Origin of the sequence: Mucilaginibacter sp. OK283 (assembly GCF_900110415.1) — a bacterium.
Classification (GTDB): domain Bacteria; phylum Bacteroidota; class Bacteroidia; order Sphingobacteriales; family Sphingobacteriaceae; genus Mucilaginibacter.
In genome coordinates this window covers 302,386-327,044 of sequence record NZ_FODR01000006.1, presented here as the reverse complement: position 1 = coordinate 327,044, position 24,659 = coordinate 302,386, and the positions used below count along the sequence as shown (strand labels likewise).

Here is a 24,659-nt window from a genome sequence, read left to right as displayed (position 1 = left end):
TGCCGCTTTAATAAAAGTGATTACTTAAAGAGCAAACCAAGTTCATTCAGCAATTTATTAAAATAGCCAGGAACTTCCGGCAGCCGGCTGCCATACCATGAAAACATTTCGCCATCAACTAAAACAACTTTGGCTTTTGGCAACAACTGTTTAAATTCATCAATATGCTTTTGTCTGAACGGATATGGTTCGGATGATAAAAACACCACGTCGGGGTTTGCGGTAACCAAATCATTGGCTGATACTTCCGGGTATCGCTCCGCTTCAAAAACGTTATTCAGGGCACACATTTGCATCAGGCTATCAATATAAGTTTGCCTGCCTGCGACCATGTATGGTTTCCTCCATATAAAATAAGCTGCTTTGATGTTTAACGGGTGAAAAACAAGTGTATTAAAACGATGCCGGATTTCGCTGTTTAAAGCGTCTGCCTCCTGCTTTTTGCCAACAAGTTGACCAACACTTTGAATCATGCTGAAAGCCGTTTCTAGGTCATGAATATCACTGATCCAAACAGGGCAAATATACATCAGTGCCTCAATTTGGCTCCGTTCGTTCTCCTCTTTGTTGGCTATGATCAGTTCCGGTTGCAGGGATTTAATAAGCCCGATATCCAGTTGCTTAGTCCCCCCTACCTTTGTAACCGCCTTCACTTTCTGCTTTGGATGGATACAGAATTTAGTAATGCCTACAATTTCGGTGTCTAAACCTAAATAAAAAAGCAGCTCGGTTTGCGAGGGCACTACCGAAACTATGCGCTTTGGTATGGCAGGCAGATTAATTATGCGGTTTAACTGGTCGCAAAACCCGGCCATCTTAAAACGCGTTCTTCTCGCCTCTTAAAGCATTCCAGAACGTTAGGAAAACGATCTTCATATCTAACAGGAATGACCAGTTTTCAAGGTACCAAACATCGGCTTCAACACGTTCAAGCATTGCCTGGGTTGTTTGAGTTTCGCCCCGTAAGCCATTTATTTGTGCCCAACCTGTAATTCCAGGCTTTAAAAAGTGCCTTACCATAAAGGTGTCTATAAGCTGCGAATATTGTTGTGTATGGCTAATCATGTGCGGCCTCGGCCCTACTACAGACATATTACCCAATATCACGTTAAAAAACTGAGGCAGTTCGTCAAGGCTTGTTTTGCGGATGAAAGCACCCGTTTTGGTAATACGGGCATCGCCGCGGGTTGCTTGTTTCTTGTCAGAATCCTTGTTTACCCGCATACTGCGAAACTTATAACACTTAAATGGTTTATTATCCCTTCCCGAGCGCTCCTGCACAAAAAACACAGGGCCCCTGGATTCAAGTTTGATGAGAATAGCCAGGATAGGAAAAAGCCAGCTGAATACAAAAAAGATGATAAATAGCGAAAACAAAACATCAAACAACCGCTTAATAAACCGGTTAAGCATATTCTCCAACGGCTCGGGCCTTACCGATATAACCGGAATATGCCCAAAGCTTTGAATAAAAGTTGGCTTTTTTGCATAGTCATAATACTCTGGGATGAACTTAAACCTGATGAGATTTTTGTCGGCATCGAGCATTAATCTTTCAATTGTTGCCGCCTCCGAGTTAGGCAACGTACAAAAAATTTCGTCTACCTTGTTATTCAGCACGTAACTGATACAATCATCAGTACCACCCAAATAAAGGTGTTTATCATTTACCGTTTCAGGATTATCATCAAAAAAACCTATCAGATTATACCCGCGCTCCGGATTCTGTTTAAAAAAGCCATATAAATCAGTACCAATCCTACCTCCGCCAATAATAATCACCGCACGGGTATCTATCAATGATGCCCTGTCGCTTTTGCGTATTGTAAGGAATATAAGCTTCCACAAGCCAAGCAAAAACCCAAATAACGCAAGTGAGTAAAACAGGTACTCACGCGTAATAAAATATGCCTTGGTACCTATCAGTATAATTATGGTAAAGCAAATAAAACTTACAAACAGCATGTATGTTTTTATAACACCACGATAAGTTTTGATTGAATCTTTATTTAAAACATGTTCATACAACCCGGTAATATTGGCCGACAACAGCCATATTAAATTAAACACTAAAACAACGGGTAAATATTTCCTGTTATTTATCCAAAAAATGTATGACCTATCCTCGATAAAGTAAGAGATTACCATGCTCATATTAAGTATAATATAATCAATGGTAAGGTTCACTGCTTTAATAAAAGTAGCGTATCTGTGAATCATGTATTAGAGCTTGTTGAAGTATTTAACACCTGCTAAAATTAGCATATTTATTTATAAATAACAATGTGATAATTGGAAGTACAATCAGTTACAAATATGTTATTGCATGTGTGGCAAAATTAAAAATTAAGAAATTTATATCAAATCAAATATGTGTTTACCGTAACATTTTACAACTATCACATAGCAAAAACAACTTTGGCTAAACTATAACCGGCCATCAACTATACCTTTATCCAGTATTCCCTTTATATCATAAATAACTGATGAGGCTTCTTTTTTCAACCGGTTATAATCCAGACCGAAAAATTCCTTATGTGATACCGCTACTATTATAGCATCGTATCCACCCTTCAGCTCGTCAAAAGTTTTAATAGTTTTAACCCGGTACTCTAATTCAACCTCGGATGGATCTGCCCATGGATCGTAAATCTCATAACATGCTTCAAACTCACTTAAAACCTTTACAATATCAATTACACGGGTATTGCGTACGTCGGGGCAGTTTTCTTTAAAAGTGAACCCAAGCACCAGCACATTTGAGTTTTTAACCGGGATTTCCTTTTTCACCATCAGCTTGATAACTTCGAGGGCTACGTATGTGCCCATGCCATCGTTAAGCCGGCGGCCGGCCAGTATAATCTCGGGATGATAACCTACCTCCTGTGCTTTTTGGGCAAGATAATACGGATCAACTCCGGTACAATGACCACCAACAAGACCGGGTTTAAAATTCAGGAAATTCCATTTGGTACCGGCTGCTTCCAAAACAGCATGGGTATCAATACCCATTATCTGAAATATTTTGGCCAGTTCATTTACAAATGCAATATTAATATCGCGTTGCGAGTTTTCAATTACTTTACAGGCTTCGGCAACTTTAATACTCGGGGCTTTGTGAGTCCCCGCCGTAACAATTGCCTGATAAAGGTTATCAATAAAATTAGCGGCCTGGGGCGTTGAGCCGGATGTGACCTTCAAAATATTAGTAAGGGTATGCACTTTATCCCCTGGATTGATCCGCTCAGGCGAATACCCTGCGTAAAAATCAACGTTGAACTTAAGCTCCGATATCCGTTCAAGTATGGGTACACATATATCCTCAGTAACTCCAGGGTAAACTGTCGATTCATAGATCACTACGTCGCCCACTTTAAGTACAGAGGCAACTGATTCACTTGCTTTTTTTATCAGGTCAAGATCGGGCCGGTTATGCTGATCTGTGGGTGTAGGTACTGAAATTATATATACATTACAATCTGCTATATCCTGAATATCCGAAGTAAATACGAGCCCGTTGCCAGCGCCGCCTGATAAAACCGATCCCAATACTTCGGCATCAGTTTCCAGCGTACGGTCAAAAGCATTATTTAACTCATCAACCCTACTTTTTTTTATATCAAATCCTTTTACCGGGAATTTTTTTGCAAACTCAACGGCCAGGGGCAATCCCACATATCCCAGTCCTATTATTGCAATGCGGGTAGTTTCCGGGGCGTTAAATTGTTGCTGGATTTGATTTGACAGATGATCAAACATGTTTAAACGAGGGTAGATATTTGCAAATATATATTATTTTTTGTGTTGATAAACCATATTATTGACTGTAGATCTGATATACGCCCGCGACAGACCTGTTAGCCGCCGACCCCACAAGCAAGGTGGTAATTTTCTTGTCGATCATCAATTGCTCGGCATAACCTGCAAACTCCTCACCATCAATAATAAGCGGATTGGCCGTCATTATTTCCAAAACACTTAGGGTCGATGGGTCCGGGTGTTTCAATAAAGCGCGCCGCAAATCACCATCGGTAATAACACCTTTAATATTATTCGCCTCGCCAACTATCACCATCCCCAGCCGCCCGGCCGACATGTTGAGTAATAACTCTGTGAACGACGCACCTTCATGTATAAAAGGCAATTTATCGGTACGCATTATATCTTTTACCTTAACTAACAATTTTCGGCCAAGGCTACCGCCGGGGTGGAATCGGGCAAAATCATGCTGCTTAAATCCGCGCGACTCCATCAAAGCAATGGCAAGCGCATCGCCCATTACCAAGGCCGCAGTAGTTGATGATGTTGGCGCCAATTCAAGCGGACAAGCCTCGCGCGCGATTTTTATATTTAAATGATGATGGCTGTTTTTAGCAACAGTAGAATTTACATTACCCGTTACTCCAATAACCAGATTATTGTTCCATTTTAAGAAAGGGATTATGCGTAGTACTTCATCGGTTTCACCCGAATAGGAAATCAGCATAACAGTATCGTTGGGGCCAACCATCCCAAGATCGCCGTGAAAAGCCTCGCCCGGATGTAAAAAAAAGCTTGGTGTACCAGTGCTGGCAAGCGTGGCAGCAATTTTTTTTCCTATAAGGCCGGATTTACCGATACCAATAACTACTACCTTACCGGTACAATTTAATACGGCCTCAACGGTTTTAGTAAATTCGTCATCAATTAACCCCGCCACGTGCTTCAGCGATTCTATTTCGATGTCAAAAACTCTTTTGGCAATATCCTTCATTAATATTATACGTTTTACGTTTTTAATGGTAGTTCACGTACTACTTACAACGTAATACGTAAAACACCAACACTATACAAGCGAACCTATCAACGCATCCAAATCATGTAACTTCAGCATGTTAGGGCCATCGCTAAGTGCGTTATCCGGATCGGGATGGGTTTCAATAAAATAGCCATCGGCGCCAAAAGCCTTTGCCGCTAAGGCCATCATAGGCACAAAAGTACGGTCGCCGCCGGTTTTGCCACCTGCTCCCCCTGGTCGTTGTACCGAATGGGTACAATCCATGCAAACCGGGTGCCCAAAAGCCTTCATGTCATATATGTTCCTGAAATCAACAGCAAGGTTATTGTAACCATACATATTACCACGCTCAGTTAGTATGACTTTGGTATTACCAGCCTCCAACACCTTTTGCGCAGGATAAAACATATCAGCTCCCGACAGGAACTGCGCTTTTTTTACATTTACTATTTTACCGGTCTCGGCTGCTGCTACCAAAAGATCGGTTTGACGGCATAAAAACGCCGGAATTTGTAACACGTCAACCACCTCAGCAGCTACAGCCGCCTGAAAGGGTTCGTGAATATCGGTAATAACGGGCAAACCAAATTTTTCTTTAACATTCTGAAGCATTTCCATCCCCTTCCCTATGCCCGGGCCGCGGTACGAGTGAATGGATGTCCGGTTAGCTTTATCAAAAGATGATTTGAAAATCACAGGGACGTTATACTTTTGGCCAACTTCGGCAACCTTTTCAGCAACAGTGTATAACAGCTCCTGGTTTTCCATTACACATGGGCCTAATATAAAAAACGGCTTCTGCCGCATCTGCTCAAATAACATATTATGTAGGTTATACGGCAAAGATAATGATAAGCGCGAACTTCACGAATGAAACTAATAGGCACGAATATACAGGCAGGAATATATCATTTGTTTATAATCTTGAACCTGTCCGGTGTCCTGTTGTGAAATTAGTATCAATTAACATTCGTGAAATTCGACATAATTGGTGAAATTCGTGGTTATATGGATTATTTTGAATTTTATGGCATACCCGAATCATTTAACGTTGAACCGGCAAAGCTTAAAAAGAAGTTTTACGAACTAAGCAAACTATATCACCCCGATTTTTATGCGGGCGAAGATGAGGCAAAACAGCAGGAAATACTGGAACTATCTACCCTAAATAACAAAGCTTACCAGGTATTAAATGATCCGGCACGCAGGATGGAGTACATTTTAAAGCTGCATGACCTGGTATCTGAGGGGGCAAAACCACAATTACCTGCAGATTTTTTAATGGAAATGATGGATATTAACGAACGCCTGATGGAAGTTGACAATGCCACAGAATTAGCTTCCATAACAGCGGAAGTGCTTGCTTTTGAGGCCGATATTAATGAAAGCCTAAATAAGCTAACAGCCGATTATACCCAACTTGACCATACCGCGCAGGAACAACGCCGCATAAAAATTGCAAATATTTACTATAGACAAAAATATCTGTTGCGAATTAAAGAGAGTTTAGATACATTTGCAGCCCGCCTGTAAAAGATCACAGATCAATATAACAGAGCATGCCCAGCTGGCGGAATTGGTAGACGCGCTGGTCTCAAACACCTGTGGGAAACCGTGCCGGTTCGACTCCGGCGCTGGGTACAAAGCCTCGATACCATGGTATCGGGGCTTTGTTGTTTTTAGGCTTGCATTATTACCCTCCCTTTTTGGAAATAATAGGTGAGTTTTTTTTCAAAATCTTAATCAGGCAAATCAGAAGCGCCTAAAGACCGATGTATTAATTACAAGATTAGCTATACGGGTCAATTTTATTTTAGCAAACCTGAGACGAACCTGCACAGAGTTGAGTCTTTTCGTTTTTCAATAGTGGAAAAGTAATTATTGAATATTTATAAGCAGCGCTCGTTTCAAGATCTTACGATTGATATACGTTCAACAGTAACGGCTTTCCGTTTAAAGTACGCGATAGATGCGCTTGTTGGAAACAACCGGTTCACCGATATACAAGAAAGCATTCGCCGTATCACCCCAAAAGTTTTAGCCAAAGAACTGAAAGACCTGGAACAGCAACGTGTGATTACCGGGACCGTGATCGATGGCTGCCCGGTGAAGGTTACCTATCAATTGAGTGAATATGCCGATACCCTGGCGCCCCTTATCTATTCCCTTAAAGACCGGGGATTAAAAACACCAGAAGAAAGTGACGGAACGGGAATAATAGTTGATTAAATCATCCCTTCTTGTGGTGACGATCAGCAACGTGTGAACTTCAACGCCCACCCTTTTCTGTTTTAAATGTCAGTTTTTAAAATGATGCATAATGTTTTTTGTTTTACTGAACAGTGTTCAATAAGTTTGTACCGGTTTTAAATTAATCCAGGCAATTATGAAAAAAGCATTGATCACAGGTGCCAGCGGAGGCATCGGGCTCGAAACAGCCCGGCAGCTGGCTCAACAGAATTACCAGGTTACCCTGGTAGCCCGTAACAGGGACCGCCTCGAAAAGGCATTAAGCGGTTTAAGCGGCAGCGGCCATACCATCCTGGTTGCTGATCTGAACAACAAAGAAGACCTGCAAAAGCTGGCGGCACATCTCAGCGCTGAAAAGTACGACGTGCTCATCAACAACGCGGGTAACGGTACTTACGGAAAATTTACTGATATCCCGCTGGAAGACCAGCTGGCCACGATGCAGCTCAATATGCAAGCTTTGGTAACTTTGTCTTATAGCTTTTTACAGAAAGCTGTCAAAGGAGATGCGCTCGTCAATATCGGTTCGCTGCTGGCCCATTCTTCTCTACCGGGCGGTGCGGTGTATGCAGGCACCAAGAGTTTTGTCGCTAATTTCTCAGAATCATTGTGGTGCGAATTCAAGCCTAAAGGTATTTATGTGACGGGCTTTAATCCTGGCGCCGCAAACTCCGATTTCCATGCAAACGCAGGTGGGCATACCAGTGATTTCCCAAAGTTTGTAATGTCTTCTGTTGAGGATGTTGCCAGGGAACTCGTGAAAGCGCTACAAAAAAGACAGAAGCCAAGAGTGATGCAAGGTTGGAAAAATCGTTTGATGCTATTCGGTTTCAGGTTTTTACCCAGAGTTGCTGCGGTGAACATTATGAGCAAGATCAGCCCCGGCATGCAGAATTAAGCAAAAACACCCATCCGAAATTTGGCTACACGGACGGCGATCTTATATTTGTATCTTATCATTATCTAAAAATGGGCATAGCAGAAAGAAAATTAAAAGAGAAACAGGAAATGCACAAACGCATCCTTAACGGTGCACGTAAGATATTTTTAGAAAAGGGCTATGAAAAAACCAGCATGCGCAATATCGCCGCTGAGATTAGTTACAGCCAGGGCTCGCTTTATTTCTATTTCAAAGACAAGAGTGAGATCTTCCACGAATTACATAAGGAGGGCTTTCGCCTGTTGTTGAACCAGTTGAAAGTGCTGGACAAAGTTGGCGACCCTTTTGAGCGGTTAAAAGCATCCGGGCGCGTGTTTATTCAATTTGCCCAGGATAATAAAGATTATTATAACCTGATGTTCATTGTTGACGAACCGGTTAAAGATTCCCTGTCCGAGGGATTCCAGATCGCCGAAGAAGCGATCAGGTATATGCAGGGAATGGTACAGGAATGTCAGCAGAAAGGCAAGTTCGTAAATATGGACACAGAATATTTTACTTTCCTGATCATCTCTGTAGTACACGGCATCTGTGCGCTTTTTTGCAAACACCGCAATACAAGCTTTGTTGGCAAAACAAATGAACAACTCATGCAAAACGGGTACGAGTCTTTTGTGGCGTTGCTTGAAAAAAGTTAGCCCTTTTTTTTAATATACTATTGAACAGTGTTTAAAATTAAAACGATGATTTAAAATGAAATTCAAAAGTCAAACATTTTACCAACTTTTGCTTTTGTCGTCAGCCTTACTGGCTGCACCCTTTGCAAAAGCGCAGGGCAAGCTGGATGAGTATATCCGGCAGGGCCTTGCCTCAAATGAAAGCATCAGGCAGCAGAACTTCGTGCTCGAAAAAAATATTTACGCGCTTAAGGAAGCGAAAAGCATGTTTCTGCCCGATGTTACTTTTTCGACTACCTACACAAAGGCTGATGGCGGCCGTACGATAGATTTCCCTACCGGCGACCTTTTTAACGGAGTTTATTCCACGCTGAATAAATTGACCGGTAGCAATGCCTTTCCGCAGTTGCAAAATCAGCGGATACAGCTTAATCCGGATAATTTTTATGATGCTAAGTTTCGCACCACACTCCCTATTCTGAATGCGGAACTGATTTATAATAAGCGGATCAAAAGGCAGCAGGTAGATCTGCAAAAGGCCGAGATATTGCTCTATAAACGCGAACTGGTCAAAGAAATCAAAACAGCCTATTACAATTACCAGAAAGCCGTTTATGCTACCGGCATCTATGAATCTTCACTCCGGTTGGTTGAAGAAGGTCAAAGGATCAATACGAAGCTGTATGACAACAGTAAGGTTAACCGTACCGTTGTGCTCAGGAGTCAGAATGAAGTATCCAGAATCAATGCTTCGCTTATTGAGGCACAGAAAACAGCGGAATCAGCCGGCTACTATTTTAACTTCCTGCTTAACCGGCCGCTGACAGACAGCATACTTTCAGACGATATTAAAACACTGCCTGCAAGGGAACAAAGCCCGGGTAACAATGTTGATGGCAGGGAGGAATTATCCAAACTAAGGATAGCAAAAGATATCAATGGCAACCTGACTGGGCTGGCCAGATCCTATATCGTCCCCAAGTTAGGAACCTTTATCGATCTGGGTTCGCAAGCTTTTGACTGGAAGTTTAACAGTAACAGCCGTTACTATCTGTTCGGGGTTTCCCTGGAATGGAACCTGTTCTCTTCCGGCAAAAACAATTACCGGGTCAAGCAGGCGCTTGCCGACCGCGAGGCCCTGGCATCACAGACCGATTACGTGCAGCAGCAATTGCTTACCGAACTTAAAGTTCGCCAGGCTGGTATGCAAAGCGCCATTGCGCAATACCAGGCCGCACAATCCCAATTAAAAACCAGCCAGACCTATTACGGGGATATGCTGAAGTTATACAAACAGGGAACAGCCATTTATATCGAACTGCTGGATGCCCAGAACCAATGGATCGATGCCCAGCTTCACGCCAATATTGCCCTTTACGACACCTGGATTGCAGACGCCGCTATAGAACGCGCCAATGCCAGTTTCACCATTCAATAAAAATAAGATCATGAAACCATTATGAGCAACCCTTAAAAGACAATATAAATAAGCTCATGATCGATTCATCTCCATTAAAAAACAAATTAAAACGATGAAAAACTTACAATTATTCAGCATTATCATAGCAGCGTTAATCTCAATGGCTTCCTGCAAAGCAAAACACAGGGAAGGTAATCCAATTGGAGAACCGGATATCATACCCGTTAAAACCGCATCAGTATCTACATTAGGCGTACCCGACCAGATCACCGCTACAGGCCTGGTCAGTACGGAGGATGAAGCCAAATATGCCTTTAAAATAGGCGGCGTAATCAACCGTATCCTGGTACAGGAAGGCCAGTTCTTTAAACAGGGGCAATTGCTGGCCACGCTCAATTCTACCGAAATTTCAGCTGGATTAGCCCAGTCCAGCTTAGGTGTAGAAAAAGCGCAGCGTGACTATAGCCGGGCACTAAATCTTTACAAAGACAGTGTTTACACTTTGGAACAATTGCAGAATACTAAAACCGCTTTGGATGTTGCAAAAAAAGCCAGGGAAGCAACAGCCTTCAACGAGCGCTACTCTAAAATATATGCCGCATCTGATGGTTTTGTAAGCAAGAAAACAGCCAATGAAGGCGAGGTTATCGCCGGGGGTATACCGGTACTGCTGACCAACTCTACCGAACAGCAAAACAGTTATTCACTTAAAATTGGCGTGACTGACCGCGAATGGGCCATCATCAGGCCCGGACAAACCGCTAAAGTAACGCTCGACGGCTATGCCGGTCAAACCTTTGATGCTACCGTGTTCCGCAAGTCGCAGGCGGCCGATCGGGAGCTGGGTTCGTTCCAGATAGAACTGAAACTGCAATTAAACGGCGTAAAACCCGCGGTTGGTATGTTTGGTAAAGCGGAGATAGCCACCCACCAGGATAAAAGCGTGATGATTATCCCATACGGATCACTGGTAGAAGCTGACGGCAATAAAGGTTTCGTATTTACCACCATAGGCGCAACCAGGGTAAAAAGAGTACCGGTTACCATTCTGAAGTTTGACAACGAAAATGTTTATCTGAAGGATAAACTGGAAGGTATAGACCAGATCGTGGTCTCCAACAGCGCTTATCTCAACGAACAATCTTTCATTAAAATCATCAAGTAAGGCCATGAAGATCACAAATTTTGCCGTTAAGAACTATCAGTTCACCCTGATCATATTCCTTTTGGTGGCAGTTGTAGGCTTACTCACGCTGTTTACCATGCCCCGTTCGGAAGATCCGACAAACCATCCGCCGCAATACATCATCACGGTGATTTACCCTGGAACCAGTCCAAAGGATATGGAAGAGCAGGTAGTAAAACCCATCGAAAACAAGATCTATGGACTTGAAAACATTGAAAAGATCCTGACAACCGTAGAGGACGGTGTAGCGGTTATCCAGCCCAAGTTTAAATATGGCGTAGATGTGGACAACAAATACCAGGAAATCTCCACGGAGATCAATGCGCTAAAGAACAGTGAACTTCCTAAAGATATCTATCTGATCAAAACAGAAAAAGTATCCTCATCAGACGTAAAAATTTTGCAGGTTGCGCTCGTGTCAGATAACGCTTCCGGTAAATTGCTGCGGGATAAAGCAGACATCCTGAAAACACAATTAGAAAAGATCACCAATTTAAAGGAGGTAAAGTATTTCGGTATGCCCGAACAGGAGATCCGGATCGATATGCAACTCAATAAACTGGCGCAATTGAAAATACCGCTTAATGTGGTCATCGGCAGTTTGCAAAGCGAAGCCGCGGATATCCCCGGGGGAAGTATCAACCTGGACAGCAAGGTATTTAATGTTAAAACCAGCGGCAAGTTCAAGAGTGTCGATGATGTTGCCAATACGGTTATCTATAATGCTAATGGCAAAATCATTTACCTGAAAGATGTGGCCGACGTAGGTTATAAGGACGGCACGATAGACCATATTACCCGTTTAAACGGGCACCGTTGTGTACTGGTTACGGCGGCAATGAAAGGCAATGTAAATATTGCCAGCGTTCAGAAAGAGTTTTTACCGACTCTGGATGAGTTTAACAAAAGCCTGCCTGAAAACATTCGCATGGTCAAAAACTTCGATCAGGCCGATATGGTATCCAGGCGTTTGGGCCACCTTGGTTTTGACTTTGGGTTAGCCATCGTTCTGGTCGTCGTCACTCTGCTGCCATTGGGGTTCAGGGCATCGCTGATCGTGATGATCTCCATCCCGCTTTCTTTGGGCCTGGGGCTTATCGCCTTGAATTTCTTAGGGTATTCTTTAAATCAACTCAGTATTGTTGGGCTTGTGGTAGCATTAGGGCTGCTGGTAGACGACAGTATTGTTGTAGTAGAGAATATTGAGCGCTGGCTCAGGGAAGGGCACTCCCGCATGGATGCTGTCCTGAAAGGGACAAAACAGATTGGTGTGGCAGTTGTAGGTTGTACAGCTACCCTGGTTATCGCATTTTTACCGCTTGCCTTTTTACCTGATGCGGCCGGTGAATTTATCCGCAGCCTGCCGGTGGCTGTTATGACCAGTGTGCTGTCGTCTATGATCGTAGCTTTAACACTTGTACCTTTTTTGGGCAGCCGTATGTTAAAAACGCATACCCATGGCGAAGGTAATTTCTTCTTGAAGCATTTGCAAAGGTTTTTGACCCGCTCTTATGCCCGGGTGATGCCGCTTGCCTTGAAATGGCCTAAAGTTACTATCGGGATATCGTTAGCCCTGAGCGGACTTGCTTTTTTTCTGTTCACTATTACCGGGTTCAAGCTTTTCCCAACTTCGGAAAAACCGATGTTCCTGATCAATATTAAATTACCCCTCCAGGCAGATATCCCGGAAAGCGACCGGGTGACAAAACTGGTAGAAGGTGAACTTAAGAAACACAAAGAGATTGTTTTTTATACATCGAATGTGGGCAAAGGTAATCCGCAAATTTACTACAACGTGCACCAGCAGGATGTAAAGCCTGATTTTGTCCAAGTATTTGTTCAACTGGATGAAGAGGCCAGCCCCGGTGAAAAGACCGAACTGATCAAGCAACTGAGAATGAAGTTCAACGACTTTCCCTATGCAAGGATCGAAGTGAAAGACTTTGAACAGGGAACGCCGATCGAAGCGAATATCGTAGTAAGGGTATTTGGAGAAAACCAGGATACCATACGATCCCTTTCTTTTAAAGTCGAAGAAATTCTGAAAAAGCATCCCGGTACATTTTATGTCAATAATGAGCTGAATGTTTATAAATCAGATGTCAAAATAAAGATCGATAAAGAGAAGGCCCGTACCTTAGGCGTGCTGACCAGTGATGTGGACAAAGTGATCCGTATGGCGGTGGCGGGACTAACTGTCGGGGACTATATCGATGACCGGGGTGATTCGCGCAACGTGGTGATCACGCTTCCAAGAGACAAGTTCTCTAACCTCGATGCTTTAAAAAACCTGTATGTCAACAATGTGCAGGGCACGCCGGTACTGGTTGATCAGATCGCCACTATTTCGTTTGAAATGTCGCCCACGGCCATCAACCATTTTAATAAATCACGCTTTGCGAAGGTGACTTCCCTGACCAAAGAGCACGTCCTGGCGAACGACGTCCTGAAGGATATCGTTCCGCAGCTGAACAAGCTAAAAATGCCGCCGGGTTATTATTACAAACTTTCCGGAGAAGCGGAGTCTGAAGGTGATGCGCTGGGCGGTAACTTTCTGTCTGTGATCATACTCAGCACATTCCTTTTCATTGGTGTGCTACTCCTTCAATTCAAAACCTTTAAAGGAATTATTATCGTGCTTTCGATCATACCATTAGGCATACTTGGCGGGGTGGTTCTGTTACTGATGACAGGCAACCCGATGTCGCTTGTGTCTATCATCGGATTCATCGGTTTATCAGGGATACAGGTTAAAAACTCATTGTTATTGGTTGATTTTACTAACCACTTGCGCCTGGAAGGACACAGCATAGATGAAGCCATCAACATGGCCGGCGAAACGCGCTTTCTGCCCGTTGTATTGACTTCGATAACAGCAATCTGTGGTTTACTTCCAATCGCTTTGAACCCTAACCCGCTCATAGCCCCGTTGGCGATTGTTTTGATTGGTGGACTGATTAGTTCTACCATCCTCTCACGGATAGTGACTCCGGTAATGTATAAATTAATACCTCCACATTTGGAAAATGATGAGGAAAAAGCTTAGTTAATTAGTCCAATTTACAACATCCATAGCAAGCATTTACAACAAAAAAATGCACAGTGAAAATGCCTGCTATGGATATTTTTATCATTCTATATAATTCAGCTTGATCAATGGCAACCAATTATCTCCATAAATCTTTGGCAATGAATTTCTTTTACTTTATCACCCTGATCCTCTCCCATCGTAATACTAAGGCCTAACTGCCCAGGCCAGGCCGTCTGCCCCCGGAATATCAATATAACCTGTCACTTTTAGCGCTGTGAGATCGACCACCGCCACGTAATTGTCGCCCGTACAACCGATAAATGCCCGTGATCCGTCATCGTCTACCAGGATGCCGGCTGCTCCATGGCCGGTACTGATGCGTTTCAACTCTTTGTGCGATGCCACATCATAAATAAACAGATCGCCGGTCCTGAGGCTTGTAATTAATACCCGCTTACCATCTGGTGTAAACTTGAGCCGATTGGCGCCGACAACCTTTGCGTCGATGTTGCCGGTTACCTTTTTGGCGGCGATGTCGATAATGGAAATGGCACCATCATTAGCACCTGCCGTCCACAATTCACGGCCATCGGGCGAGACATCAAAACCTTCAGACCCTACCGCAACAGGAATAACAGTTTGCACCCAATCCTGGCGTGCCGGAGGTGCAAATCCTGTTGGGGAGGCGACGGGTTTGAGCAGACTATCTACCAAAATGCTTACCGTCCCTGCCGACACGTTTGTTGTGTAAACCTTTTTTCCGTCGCTGGTTACATAAATCATATGTGTCCGGTCCTGGCCTGTTCCCATGACCCAGTCGAGTTTGGTTATCGCCGGATCATATCGACCAACTGCCTTTGATCCCTCCGCTGTGAACCACACCTTATCGTTGGCGAACGTTAGTCCGTGTGGCCCCATTAGTGGCCTGGTATCAATTGCAGGTAAAGGCTTTTGTGCTACCAGGTCAACCACACTAAGCTCGTGCAAACTGCCGCCGCCGTAAATAGAAACATAAGCGACCTTTCCATCAGTTGATGCAATAACCTCATGAGGATCGGAGCCCACAGGTACACGGGCGATAATCTTTAGTGTAACGGGGTCAATGATCGCCAGAATATGATCGGTTTTTGAAAGCGCAAGCAGGAAACGCGCCGGCGTAGTCTGCGCGGCGCATCCTGTTGCCGCAAAAATCAACAATGTACATAAAACGTTTATAACAACTAATTTGGCCAGATTAAACTTTGTGGCTTTAAAAATTGAGTTACACAGGAACTTGTTCATATATGACGATGAATTAAAAGAAACTGTAATAAATTTTGTTTATACGCTGGCATCAAAGTCAATCATTAGAAATGATCTTCCCGAAAACAAATATACAGAACTCAAACCGGGCTTTCTGCAAAGGCGGCAGGTGAATCGACGATCAGCTGAAGACTACCGACCATTGGTTGCTTTTAACAGATGAACTACCATAATTAAACACAAAATAAGATAGATATAAAAGGGGCCCCAACGCCGAAAACATTCCCGGCGTATTGCAAGAAAGCCCTCCTGATTATTCAGGAAGGCTTTCTTACTTGTTAGTATCCTTTATTTGGCAGGAGTTATAATAATATTCCTGTAATCAATCGGTCCGTGATCCCCCTGGATCAATATCGGGCCAGGTTCGCCTTCCTGGCTATTTATAGCGCCGCCGGTTATCCCGGGGATTATCTGGTCGCATATTACCGTTTTCCCATTAGCTACGATAGTTACCATTCTGCCAACCAGCGTAACGTCATACGATTGCCAGTCACCGGGGTTTTTCGCCATCATTTTATTTGGCGGCAGAAAACCATAGATCGAGCTGAACTGGTTGTTAATAGGCTCAGGGTCGCCGCTTTTGGTATCAATCACCTGCAATTCATACCGGCCCCTCAGGTAAACGCCACTGTTGCTTCCCTGCGGATACCTGAATTCAATATGGAGTTTAAAATCGGTAAAAGTTTTATCAGTTATCAGGTTAGCTCCCGAATGCGGGCTTCTCAAAATTCCACCCTCCGCTATCCATTGATTCTTGCCATCTGTATGCCAGCCCTTAACGCTTTTTCCGTTAAACAATTTCACAGGCGCACCCCAAACCGGGCTTTTAGTTCTCACAAGCAATGGGGCACGTACACCAGTAAACTCATAAGAAGCACCGTCGGTGTAAACCATGGTACCTGTCAGTTTATCGCCGCTAACTTCAAATTGAAAATCCATATTCCGGGTTCCTTCTTCCCATTGCGGGGGAATAGAAAAGCTGTATTTTCCATTATCCGGTTTAACTTCCGAAATCGGGCGCGCGCTTCCAAAGGCATACACAAAGCGACCGATTAAAGTATGGGTACCGGATTTTTGCACCTCCAGCCATGATGGCAGGCTTTTACCGCCTTTGGTGATGGTGATATCCCATCTGCCTATCACATCAGGGTCTTTCGATGGCCCGATTTCTCCGGCTGATACTTTTAAGACCGGGAACGCAAATAACATTAGCATTACTTGTAGCCGAAGGAAACGGCAAAGTGGACTATTACCCATTATTAATAAATTTTTCATGTTTTATTTTAAGCATTTATTGGTTAAAGTATTTGAGACTACAGGTTGAAAGGTAGCTTTTATTTTTCTTTATCCAAAAAATTATCCGGCTAACTGCCTTTATTAAATAGCTGTTTAATTTAATTGGGATTACTTAAATAACCGTCAATCAAGGATCTATAATAAAACTGACCACGTGGCTCACCAAATGGATACTAATTGAAAAACGGGTTGTTTTTTACTTATTTTAGGTACTATGCATAACCAATAAAGTGTGTGTACCACCTGATAATGAAACACCCTGTCGCACCCTGGTACGGGCTGGTACACCATTGAAAAATGCCGGCAGCAAACACTGTTTTAAACCTAATCGGCTGCCAACCATTTATCATCCCGAAAAAATTGTACGGCAATGGTATCCTGAAGGTAAATCAGATGATTTTGTAGTTACCATAAAATACGCCCCGATAAACAAGTCACATTTGCCGAAATTGAGCACACCAACATTCCCGATGAGGATTTTGACGATATAACCGATGGCTGGACCCATAGCTACTTTGGCGGATTAATAGATTTTTTTGAAGGCGAGTGAGAGCCTGAGGTTAAAACGTAAAAAGCGATGGTTTATAGCCATCGCTTTTTACGTTTTAAATAAGTCCCTTTAATTTCCCCGGAACTTTAATAGATTTTGTTGTCGTTATATCTCTACCGCCGGGTGAACAAACACCTTCGATTTAATATCGGCACCGGCTTTACCAAGCGTAGCAGCTACAGAGCAATATTTGTTTAATGATAATTCAACCGCGCGGGCTGCTTTATCTTCATCAATATCGCCATACAAGTGAAATTCAACTTCGATATCCTGCCATAACGAAGGTTCTTTGCCGGCTTCGCGTTCGCCGTTAACTACCATTTTATAGTCCTTTACTTCCTGGCGTTGTTTTTTTAAAATGCTGATAACATCAATTGCCGAGCAGCCTGCAAGGCCCATTAACAGCATTTGCATCGGGCGTATCCCAAAATCTTCGCCACCACTTTCGGGGCTGCTATCCATTTTTACTGTGTGACCAATGGAATCCACGGCCTCAAAGCCGAAATCGCCATGCACACGTTTAAGTTCTATTGTGGCCATAGTATTAAATTTATGATGATGCTAAGTTAGGTAATTGTTGGCGTTTGCAAATAATAGCTGATGATTGTTTACGCTGTTATTACCAAAAAAGTTTTAAGCCAATGATTTCCTGTCCTTTACCGGAATAACCAATTTTAAACCAGACCAAATCTCGTCCACGGCACAAACTTTTATATCAACCAGCCCTATTTTAAGTGCGAAATTGCGGATTACGTCTTCAGTAATATCGGTAACCACTTTTGATGCTTTTTTGGGCCACGACACCCAGATCATGCCATCGGGTTTTATTTGCTTCATCAATTGCGGCAAATTAATTAAAAACTCGTCCTGGCTTTTTGTGAAAAAATGGATAAGATCTTTTTTAACACCGGCATCATCCACAAAGTAAACTTCGGCCGGCATGTCGGTAAATAACTGCAAATAATAATCGGGGGCGTTAATCAGCATTACTGTTGCCGAAGCCTTTATGCCCAGCTTTTTTGCCAACGGTGTACCGGAGTATCCTGCCATATAATTAAATAGTTTTTAAATGATGCATTAAATGTTCAACATAATCATTAGCCAGCCATTCAACAGTTTGAAGGTTGGGTTCGCCTTTGCTGTTATCGCAACGGGCGGTCAGCCTATCTGCCGGGTAATTTTCCCAAACCCTTATTATTTGCCTGTTAAGCAAAATCCATAGATCAAGCAGTTCTTTAGTATCAACATCCTGGTAATGTTGTACAGCAACATAAATATCCTGCTCATAAACCAGTTTAAAGTTCTCCTCGTAAGTGCAGCGTACAAAGCGCTGCAGGTTTATCTGGGCACTGTCAATCAGGTGGCCAATGACCTCTTTTTTTGACCATTTACCGGGTGCGGGTTTTAAATCCCAATTATCATCGGGTGACCTGGTTTGCAAAAAATCGGTTATAGCGGTGTTTAAAATGGCCGAAGTAGTGGTCATGGTGTTGTTTTTTTAATACATGGGGAGAGAATCAAGAGTCAAGAATCAAGACAAAAACTATAAAGGCTAATTTAGGATTAATTTTAATGAAGAAACAGCTTCGATCCTATTCTTAGCCAATTCGCGCTATCTTAATTCTTGACTCTTGACTCTATCTTCCCACTGTCCAAGTTAAGTATTATTTCATATTGAAATACAAAACCATTAACTTCAAAGCCTTAAAGACACGTATGGCTCTTAATTATATCTGGATAGCATTTTTTTTGATCGCTTTTGTTGTAGCACTCATCAAGCTTATTTTTTTTGGCGACGTAGAGGCTTTTAAATTGCTTGTCGACGGTATTTTCAATTCGTCAAAATCATCGGTAATGGATATTGCTTTACCATTGATTGGCGCTATGGCTTTTTGGCTGGGTATATTAAATGTGGGCGAAAAGGCAGGCGCCATAAATTTTCTATCGCGCCTGGTAGGTCCGTTTTTTAGCCGCCTGTTTCCTGATGTACCTAAAAAGCACCCGGCCGTTGGTCAAATGCTCATGAACTTCTCGGCCAATTTACTTGGGCTTGATAATGCGGCCACCCCGCTGGGTTTAAAAGCTATGGGGAGCCTGCAGGAGTTAAATAAAGATAAGGAATCGGCTTCAAACGCGCAGATCATGTTCCTGGTGCTGCATACTTCGGGCCTGCAAATGTTGCCGGTTACTATCATAGCGCAACGTGCCATTTTAAATGCCAAAGATCCTGCAGATATATTTTTACCATGCGTTATAGCAACCTACGTAGCAACGGTTGTTGGTTTATTAATTGTAGCTATAAAACAAAAGATAAACCTTTGGGATAAGGTTATCATTGCCTGGCTGGGCGGGGTAACCGCTTTTATTACGATAGTGGTATGGTATTTTACAAAGTACTTAACTAACGAAGAAATAAGCGTAGTATCTAAAGTAGTTAGTAACTTTTTATTGTTTTTTATCCCGGTAGTATTTATCGTAGGCGGATTGATAAAAAAAATAAATGTATTTGATGTTTTTGTAGAAGGAGCAAAAAGTGGATTTGAAACGTCGGTAAAGATAATCCCTTACCTGGTGGCAATGTTAGTAGGTATTAGCGTGTTCCGTAGTTGCGGTGCACTGGATTATATGAACGAGGGTTTGCGTTGGGTTTGTATAAAGGCCAACCTTGATACCAGGTTTGTAGATGCTATGCCCGTAGCCTACATGAAACCACTCAGCGGATCTGGTTCAAAAGCAATGATGATAGATGTAATGAAAACCTTTGGCCCCGATAGTTTTGCAGGTCGACTGGGTAGTGTATTCAACGGTTCGGCCGATACTACATTTTATATAGTTGCCTTATATTTTGGTACCGTGGGGATAAAAAAATCACGGTACGCCATACCCGCCGGTTTATTTGCCGATGCAGCCGGTATCATAGCTGCAATATTCATCTCTTATTTATTTTTTGGAAATTTAAAGTAAGCTTAGTACCGCCATCATTCATTATTTAGCAATCTTTTTTATTGCTGTTACCGGCAATTATTTTGTTCGTTTTTGGCGAAAAATCTTCGGCCCTAAAATTTTACTTTTTGCAATAAATTCAATTATTATTTGAAAATTATTATTATTTTCGACCAATCTATTGAATTTTAAGCAATTATCTACAGTAAAAGCAAGTGAATGAATAAAATATTTACTACAAATTTATTTTTTTTTACTTTATTTAATTTAGTTGCTTTTTCGGCCTTAGCGCAAACTATAACTATTGGCAATGTAGATGCCGGCCCCTATGCGCCAGGGTCGACAATAAGCGTTCCCATCCAGGTAACGGGGGCATGCATCGATCCTGCTAATACCTACAATCTTTACCTTTCAAATGCCAGCGGTAGTTTCGCGTCGCAAAAACTAATTGGCAAGTTCACGGGCAACTATGCTACTTTTGTAAATGGCATTATACCAGCCGGCACTACTCCCGGCACCGGTTATTTGATTAGGGTGACTGCAACCACACCATCGGTTACAAGCGGGTCATCAGCTGCCATATCAATTGTTGCCGGCGCAGGCACTGTTGCGGCGTTAAATTCGCAATCGATAGATGCCAATTATCCCGAAGTGTTTGGCACTTGTTCGGGTTCTGGCAATTCTTCTTATAATTTTATAAATACATCAACTGCGGGTGCCACAGTCACCGCGAGCTTTTACAACGAGCTTTCGCAGGTGACTGAAGCATCCAATGTTAATTTTACCAATAATGGTAATTTTGCTGCCAAAACTGCCAATTATACAGTTAGCGTAAAAGCTGTTTTAGGAGGTATTATAGGTACTTATACTTATACCCTGGTCAATAACCTGGTTAACAATAGTTTCGGTGTTGAGGGTAGCACAACAGCCTGCCTTGGCAGTGGGGCTACTAATTTAACGTACAACATCGACCCTAATGTTATAAAAAGCAACTATCCCGGGTTGCTTTATAATGTTTCCTGGGGCGATGGTACGCCATCGGTATCTTATACCTATTGCCAGATACTTGCTGCCGGCGGAAAAGTTTCTCACCAATATGTTAAGGCATCATGCGGAAACATAGTTAAAGGCCAAAACAATTCATTTGAAGTAAAACTGCAATTAGTAAGCCCGTTTTGCGGCAATGTAGGCACCCCCGTTGCCAGTTACGCAAAAGTTATAGCGCCGCCAATTAACCTGCCGGTTGTGCCGGTGGCCGCCTGTGTAAATACTGCGGTTAAATTTGTAAACAATTCTTTTCCGGGCGACGACCCCAACAGTACGTCGGCAAGTTGTACAAACAGCAAAGCCCGGTATACGTGGCTTGTTGACGGCGTAACCAAACAAGTTAATTACAAACTATCTGATGCTTTCATTTATACTTTTACAACCACCGGTACACATACAGTAACCTTGCAACTGCAAAACAACACAGGCTCATGCGCTGTTGCCGATGTTACGCAGGATATTTGTATCCAGGAAGCTCCTGTGCCTGTCTTTTCGCTGCCTGTTAATTCGGGTTGCATCCCCCTTACGGTTACTCCCGTAAACACATCAAAAATTGACGCAAACTGTAATAATACAAATAAATATGTGTGGACGGTTACCGGCCCAGCACCCGTAGCTTATGCAAGCGGAACTGATGCAAACAGCCAAACGCCACAGTTTTTATTTAACAAAACAGGTGTTTATAATATTAAACTGGCAATCTCGACGATAAGTTGCGGACTGATAACCGATGCTACTACACAAACGGTTGTGGTTGATGATGCGCCCACAGCCACATTATCAAAAGATACCGTGTTTTGCGGAACAAATACCACACTTAAATTTGATAATACCAATAACAGCGCAACTAAAGTAACATTTTCCGGATCGGCACAAAACACCGGTGCAACCTACAAATGGACGGTAACCGGCGGGGCATTTTCTTTTATTAATAATACTACCGACGTTTCACAATATCCGGTCATAAAATTTAACGATTTTGCTAAGTATACCGTTACCGTAACAAATACCAACGCTTGCGGAGCCCCGGCCACCAGCAGCCAGCATTTACAATTTATTGCTGCGCCAACAGTTACCGCAGGCACCTACCCTGCCGTTTGCGCCGGAACACCTGTTAATTTGAATGGCACATCAAATAATCCTTCAATAAAAATGCGTTGGGCTGGCGGTACCGGCACCTTTACCGACCGAAATTTGGCGCAGACAGTTTATACGCCTTCAGCCGCCGAAATAAAGGCGGGCAAGGTTACCCTCCTTTTTCAGGGGATAACAACCCTGGCCGCACCCTGCGATACCATAACCGACCCAGCAACAATCATTATCAATAAAGCCGATTCAATTACAAGTAAAAATACAGTAACGTCCTGTGCAGGAAAATCGCTTGGTTATACTATCACAGCAACGAAACCTGCAACAACGTTTACGTGGGCAGTTGATGCATCAAAAACCAGCGCAACTGCTGGTGGTTATACGGTAAGTGGCAGCGGTAGCTTTATAAACGATGTTTTAACCAACAGCGATTTAAACGGCAATGCAACTGTAACGTATAATATTATATCAACCAGCCAGGATTGTGTTAGCGATGTATTTGTGCTTACGGTAACTATCCCCCCGGCTATTGCTACCCCTTCGTTTACCAAGGATAACAGCACGGCCTGCGGTAATCTGCTGGTTCAGTTCACTAATACATCTAAGCCAATAAACAGTGTTTTTTTATGGGATTTTGGCGACGGCTCAACAGATACAGGGACCAATCCCCAACACACATTTTTGGCAAAAACAGACGGTCGGGATACTGTTTATCACATCAGTTTAAGCATTGTAAGCAATTGTAATATAGCCCCTCCTTACCTCGATTCGGTAAGAATAAGCCCACAAAAACCAATTGCAAGGCTAATTCCTGATAGAGTTGAAGGTTGCTCGCCTTTTATTGTAACAGGCAAAAACTCATCGCCCGGTAAAAACTTACAGTACACCTACTATCTGTATGATGGGCCGCTGATGCTGGAATCAAAAGTATATACCGATAAAAGCGATTTTAAGTTTGATACGCCATTAAATACCACCCGTACAAAGCAGTACACCATATTTATGGTTGCCCAAAATTACTGTGGCAATACCGATACCACGCTCAAACGCACCATCACGGTATCGGCCCCAACTATTACGCCGGATATGTTTTTTCTGAATAATAAAAACAGCGGGTGTGCGCCTTTAAATTTAACGTTTGTAAATAATTCATCCGGCGGCGATACCTTTTATTACACCATTTATGATAATAAATACGCAGTAGTAACCAATGTAGCAGCCGGTACTGGTAACCTGCCTTATGTGTTTACCAAACCAGGCCTGTATTACGTAACCATCACCGCTTCAAGTACATGTTCGTCGGGCAATGAATCATCCAAATCAACAAACCGGGTTATGGTATATGATATACCCAAAGCCGGCTTTGCAGCATCAGATACCACGGGTTGCCGAAATGTTACCGCGTCGTTTACAAATACTACCTACGCCGATCCTAACACACAGCCGGTAGCCCTATCCTATACCTGGTATTACGGAGATGGGGCTACAGCCACCGGATTTACGCCACCACCACATACCTACAATTATAAAAATTCGCCTTACACCGTTAAACTTGTGGCCCTTAACCCATTAACAGGCTGTACAGACAGTTTGGTAAAAAAAGATTATATAAAAGTTACGTCGCCACCGGGCACTGCTTTTACAGCCAATCCAGATACTATCACCAGCATACCAAATTACCAGTTTCAGTTTGTTGATCAAACTACCGGAACGCCGGCCAATTGGATGTGGGATTTTGGAGACGGAACTGTAAGTGTTCTTCGCAACCCGCCCCATACTTATGCGGATACCGGAAAATATAAGGTGACGCTGGTAACCAGCACCAAAGATTTTTGCGATAGCGCGGTAACACACTATGTACGTATAACAGGTATTCCCGGCGAACTGTATTTGCCTAACGCCTTTATGCCTACCAGCGGTACAACCGAACTAAGAAAGTTTGCGGCCAAAGGATCGGGTATTAAGCAATGGCACCTGCAAATATTTAATGGCTTTGGCCAGCTGATTTGGGAAACCACGAAACTATCGGCCCCTAAAGGCACCCCAGTTGATGGCGATGGCTGGGACGGTACTTTTAAAGGAGTACCCGTAGAGCAGGGCGTTTACGTGTGGCAGGCTTCGGCAACATTTATAAACGGCAGCGAGTGGAAAGGAATGTCGTACAATAATTCATTACCCAAACGAACGGGTGTTGTTCATTTAATAAGATAA

At 43.0% G+C, this 24,659-nt stretch carries 19 protein-coding genes and 1 tRNA gene; 10 read left to right on the top strand and 10 right to left on the bottom strand.

Going from position 1 to position 24,659, the window contains the following annotated elements:
• Positions 1 to 20: 20 nt before the first annotated feature.
• The 5 genes from BMX56_RS16500 to kdsA all read right to left on the bottom strand — a co-directional run bounded on the left by BMX56_RS16500 (position 21) and on the right by kdsA (position 5,599).
• On the bottom strand, positions 21 to 815 hold the full coding sequence (locus BMX56_RS16500; RefSeq protein WP_090650273.1) for a helical backbone metal receptor: 795 nt from the start codon (positions 813 to 815) through the stop codon (positions 21 to 23).
• A 1-nt stretch (position 816) separates the two neighbouring features.
• A complete protein-coding gene (locus BMX56_RS16495; protein ID WP_090650270.1) occupies positions 817 to 2,220 on the bottom strand; it encodes an undecaprenyl-phosphate glucose phosphotransferase in 1,404 nt (467 codons plus the stop codon).
• Positions 2,221 to 2,427: 207 nt separating this feature from the next.
• Positions 2,428 to 3,759, bottom strand: coding sequence for a nucleotide sugar dehydrogenase (locus BMX56_RS16490; RefSeq protein WP_090650268.1), 1,332 nt, complete (start codon positions 3,757 to 3,759; stop codon positions 2,428 to 2,430).
• A 58-nt stretch (positions 3,760 to 3,817) separates the two neighbouring features.
• On the bottom strand, positions 3,818 to 4,753 hold the full coding sequence (locus BMX56_RS16485; protein ID WP_090650266.1) for a KpsF/GutQ family sugar-phosphate isomerase: 936 nt from the start codon (positions 4,751 to 4,753) through the stop codon (positions 3,818 to 3,820).
• A gap of 72 nt (positions 4,754 to 4,825) precedes the next feature.
• A complete protein-coding gene (kdsA, locus tag BMX56_RS16480) occupies positions 4,826 to 5,599 on the bottom strand; it encodes a 3-deoxy-8-phosphooctulonate synthase (RefSeq protein ID WP_090650264.1) in 774 nt (257 codons plus the stop codon).
• 150 nt (positions 5,600 to 5,749) lie between these two features.
• Between kdsA and hscB the strand changes: the two genes are divergently transcribed.
• From hscB to BMX56_RS16440, 8 genes are all read left to right on the top strand, one after another.
• Complete coding sequence (gene hscB, locus BMX56_RS16475) at positions 5,750 to 6,310, top strand: Fe-S protein assembly co-chaperone HscB (RefSeq protein ID WP_255369858.1); 561 nt, start codon at positions 5,750 to 5,752, stop codon at positions 6,308 to 6,310.
• 28 nt (positions 6,311 to 6,338) lie between these two features.
• Positions 6,339 to 6,418: transfer RNA gene (locus BMX56_RS16470), tRNA-Leu, on the top strand.
• A 240-nt stretch (positions 6,419 to 6,658) separates the two neighbouring features.
• Positions 6,659 to 7,006, top strand: coding sequence for a winged helix-turn-helix transcriptional regulator (locus BMX56_RS16465; RefSeq protein ID WP_218152436.1), 348 nt, complete (start codon positions 6,659 to 6,661; stop codon positions 7,004 to 7,006).
• Between the two features lie 157 nt (positions 7,007 to 7,163).
• Positions 7,164 to 7,925 (top strand): SDR family NAD(P)-dependent oxidoreductase, encoded by a 762-nt coding sequence (locus BMX56_RS16460; protein ID WP_090650257.1) that lies wholly within the window; start codon positions 7,164 to 7,166, stop codon positions 7,923 to 7,925.
• Between the two features lie 71 nt (positions 7,926 to 7,996).
• Positions 7,997 to 8,605 carry a TetR/AcrR family transcriptional regulator gene (locus BMX56_RS16455; RefSeq protein WP_090650255.1) on the top strand — a complete coding sequence of 203 codons (609 nt, stop codon included), beginning with the start codon at positions 7,997 to 7,999 and terminating at the stop codon, positions 8,603 to 8,605.
• Positions 8,606 to 8,660: 55 nt separating this feature from the next.
• Positions 8,661 to 10,022, top strand: a complete 1,362-nt coding sequence (locus BMX56_RS16450) for a TolC family protein (protein ID WP_090650253.1) — start codon at positions 8,661 to 8,663, stop codon at positions 10,020 to 10,022.
• Positions 10,023 to 10,116: 94 nt separating this feature from the next.
• Positions 10,117 to 11,169: an efflux RND transporter periplasmic adaptor subunit gene (locus BMX56_RS16445; RefSeq protein ID WP_090650251.1), complete on the top strand. Its 1,053-nt coding sequence runs from the start codon at positions 10,117 to 10,119 to the stop codon at positions 11,167 to 11,169.
• A gap of 4 nt (positions 11,170 to 11,173) precedes the next feature.
• Entirely contained in the window at positions 11,174 to 14,236 is a 3,063-nt protein-coding gene (locus tag BMX56_RS16440; RefSeq protein WP_090650248.1) for an efflux RND transporter permease subunit, read from the top strand.
• Between the two features lie 189 nt (positions 14,237 to 14,425).
• On the opposite strand, the gene BMX56_RS16435 is transcribed toward BMX56_RS16440, so the two are convergent.
• The 5 genes from BMX56_RS16435 to BMX56_RS16415 all read right to left on the bottom strand — a co-directional run bounded on the left by BMX56_RS16435 (position 14,426) and on the right by BMX56_RS16415 (position 18,855).
• Positions 14,426 to 15,502 carry a YncE family protein gene (locus tag BMX56_RS16435; protein ID WP_218152435.1) on the bottom strand — a complete coding sequence of 359 codons (1,077 nt, stop codon included), beginning with the start codon at positions 15,500 to 15,502 and terminating at the stop codon, positions 14,426 to 14,428.
• Between the two features lie 309 nt (positions 15,503 to 15,811).
• On the bottom strand, positions 15,812 to 16,798 hold the full coding sequence (locus BMX56_RS16430; RefSeq protein ID WP_255369857.1) for a 3-keto-disaccharide hydrolase: 987 nt from the start codon (positions 16,796 to 16,798) through the stop codon (positions 15,812 to 15,814).
• Between the two features lie 676 nt (positions 16,799 to 17,474).
• A complete protein-coding gene (locus BMX56_RS16425) occupies positions 17,475 to 17,909 on the bottom strand; it encodes an OsmC family protein (protein WP_090650246.1) in 435 nt (144 codons plus the stop codon).
• A gap of 93 nt (positions 17,910 to 18,002) precedes the next feature.
• On the bottom strand, positions 18,003 to 18,419 hold the full coding sequence (locus BMX56_RS16420) for a DUF3052 family protein (protein ID WP_090650243.1): 417 nt from the start codon (positions 18,417 to 18,419) through the stop codon (positions 18,003 to 18,005).
• A 4-nt stretch (positions 18,420 to 18,423) separates the two neighbouring features.
• The gene (locus BMX56_RS16415; protein WP_090650241.1) at positions 18,424 to 18,855 is read right to left on the bottom strand and encodes a DinB family protein; all 432 of its coding nucleotides are present in this window, start codon (positions 18,853 to 18,855) and stop codon (positions 18,424 to 18,426) included.
• A gap of 230 nt (positions 18,856 to 19,085) precedes the next feature.
• Between BMX56_RS16415 and BMX56_RS16410 the strand changes: the two genes are divergently transcribed.
• Positions 19,086 to 20,333 carry a nucleoside recognition domain-containing protein gene (locus tag BMX56_RS16410; RefSeq protein ID WP_090650238.1) on the top strand — a complete coding sequence of 416 codons (1,248 nt, stop codon included), beginning with the start codon at positions 19,086 to 19,088 and terminating at the stop codon, positions 20,331 to 20,333.
• Between the two features lie 198 nt (positions 20,334 to 20,531).
• The gene (locus BMX56_RS16405; protein WP_090650236.1) at positions 20,532 to 24,659 is read left to right on the top strand and encodes a PKD domain-containing protein; all 4,128 of its coding nucleotides are present in this window, start codon (positions 20,532 to 20,534) and stop codon (positions 24,657 to 24,659) included.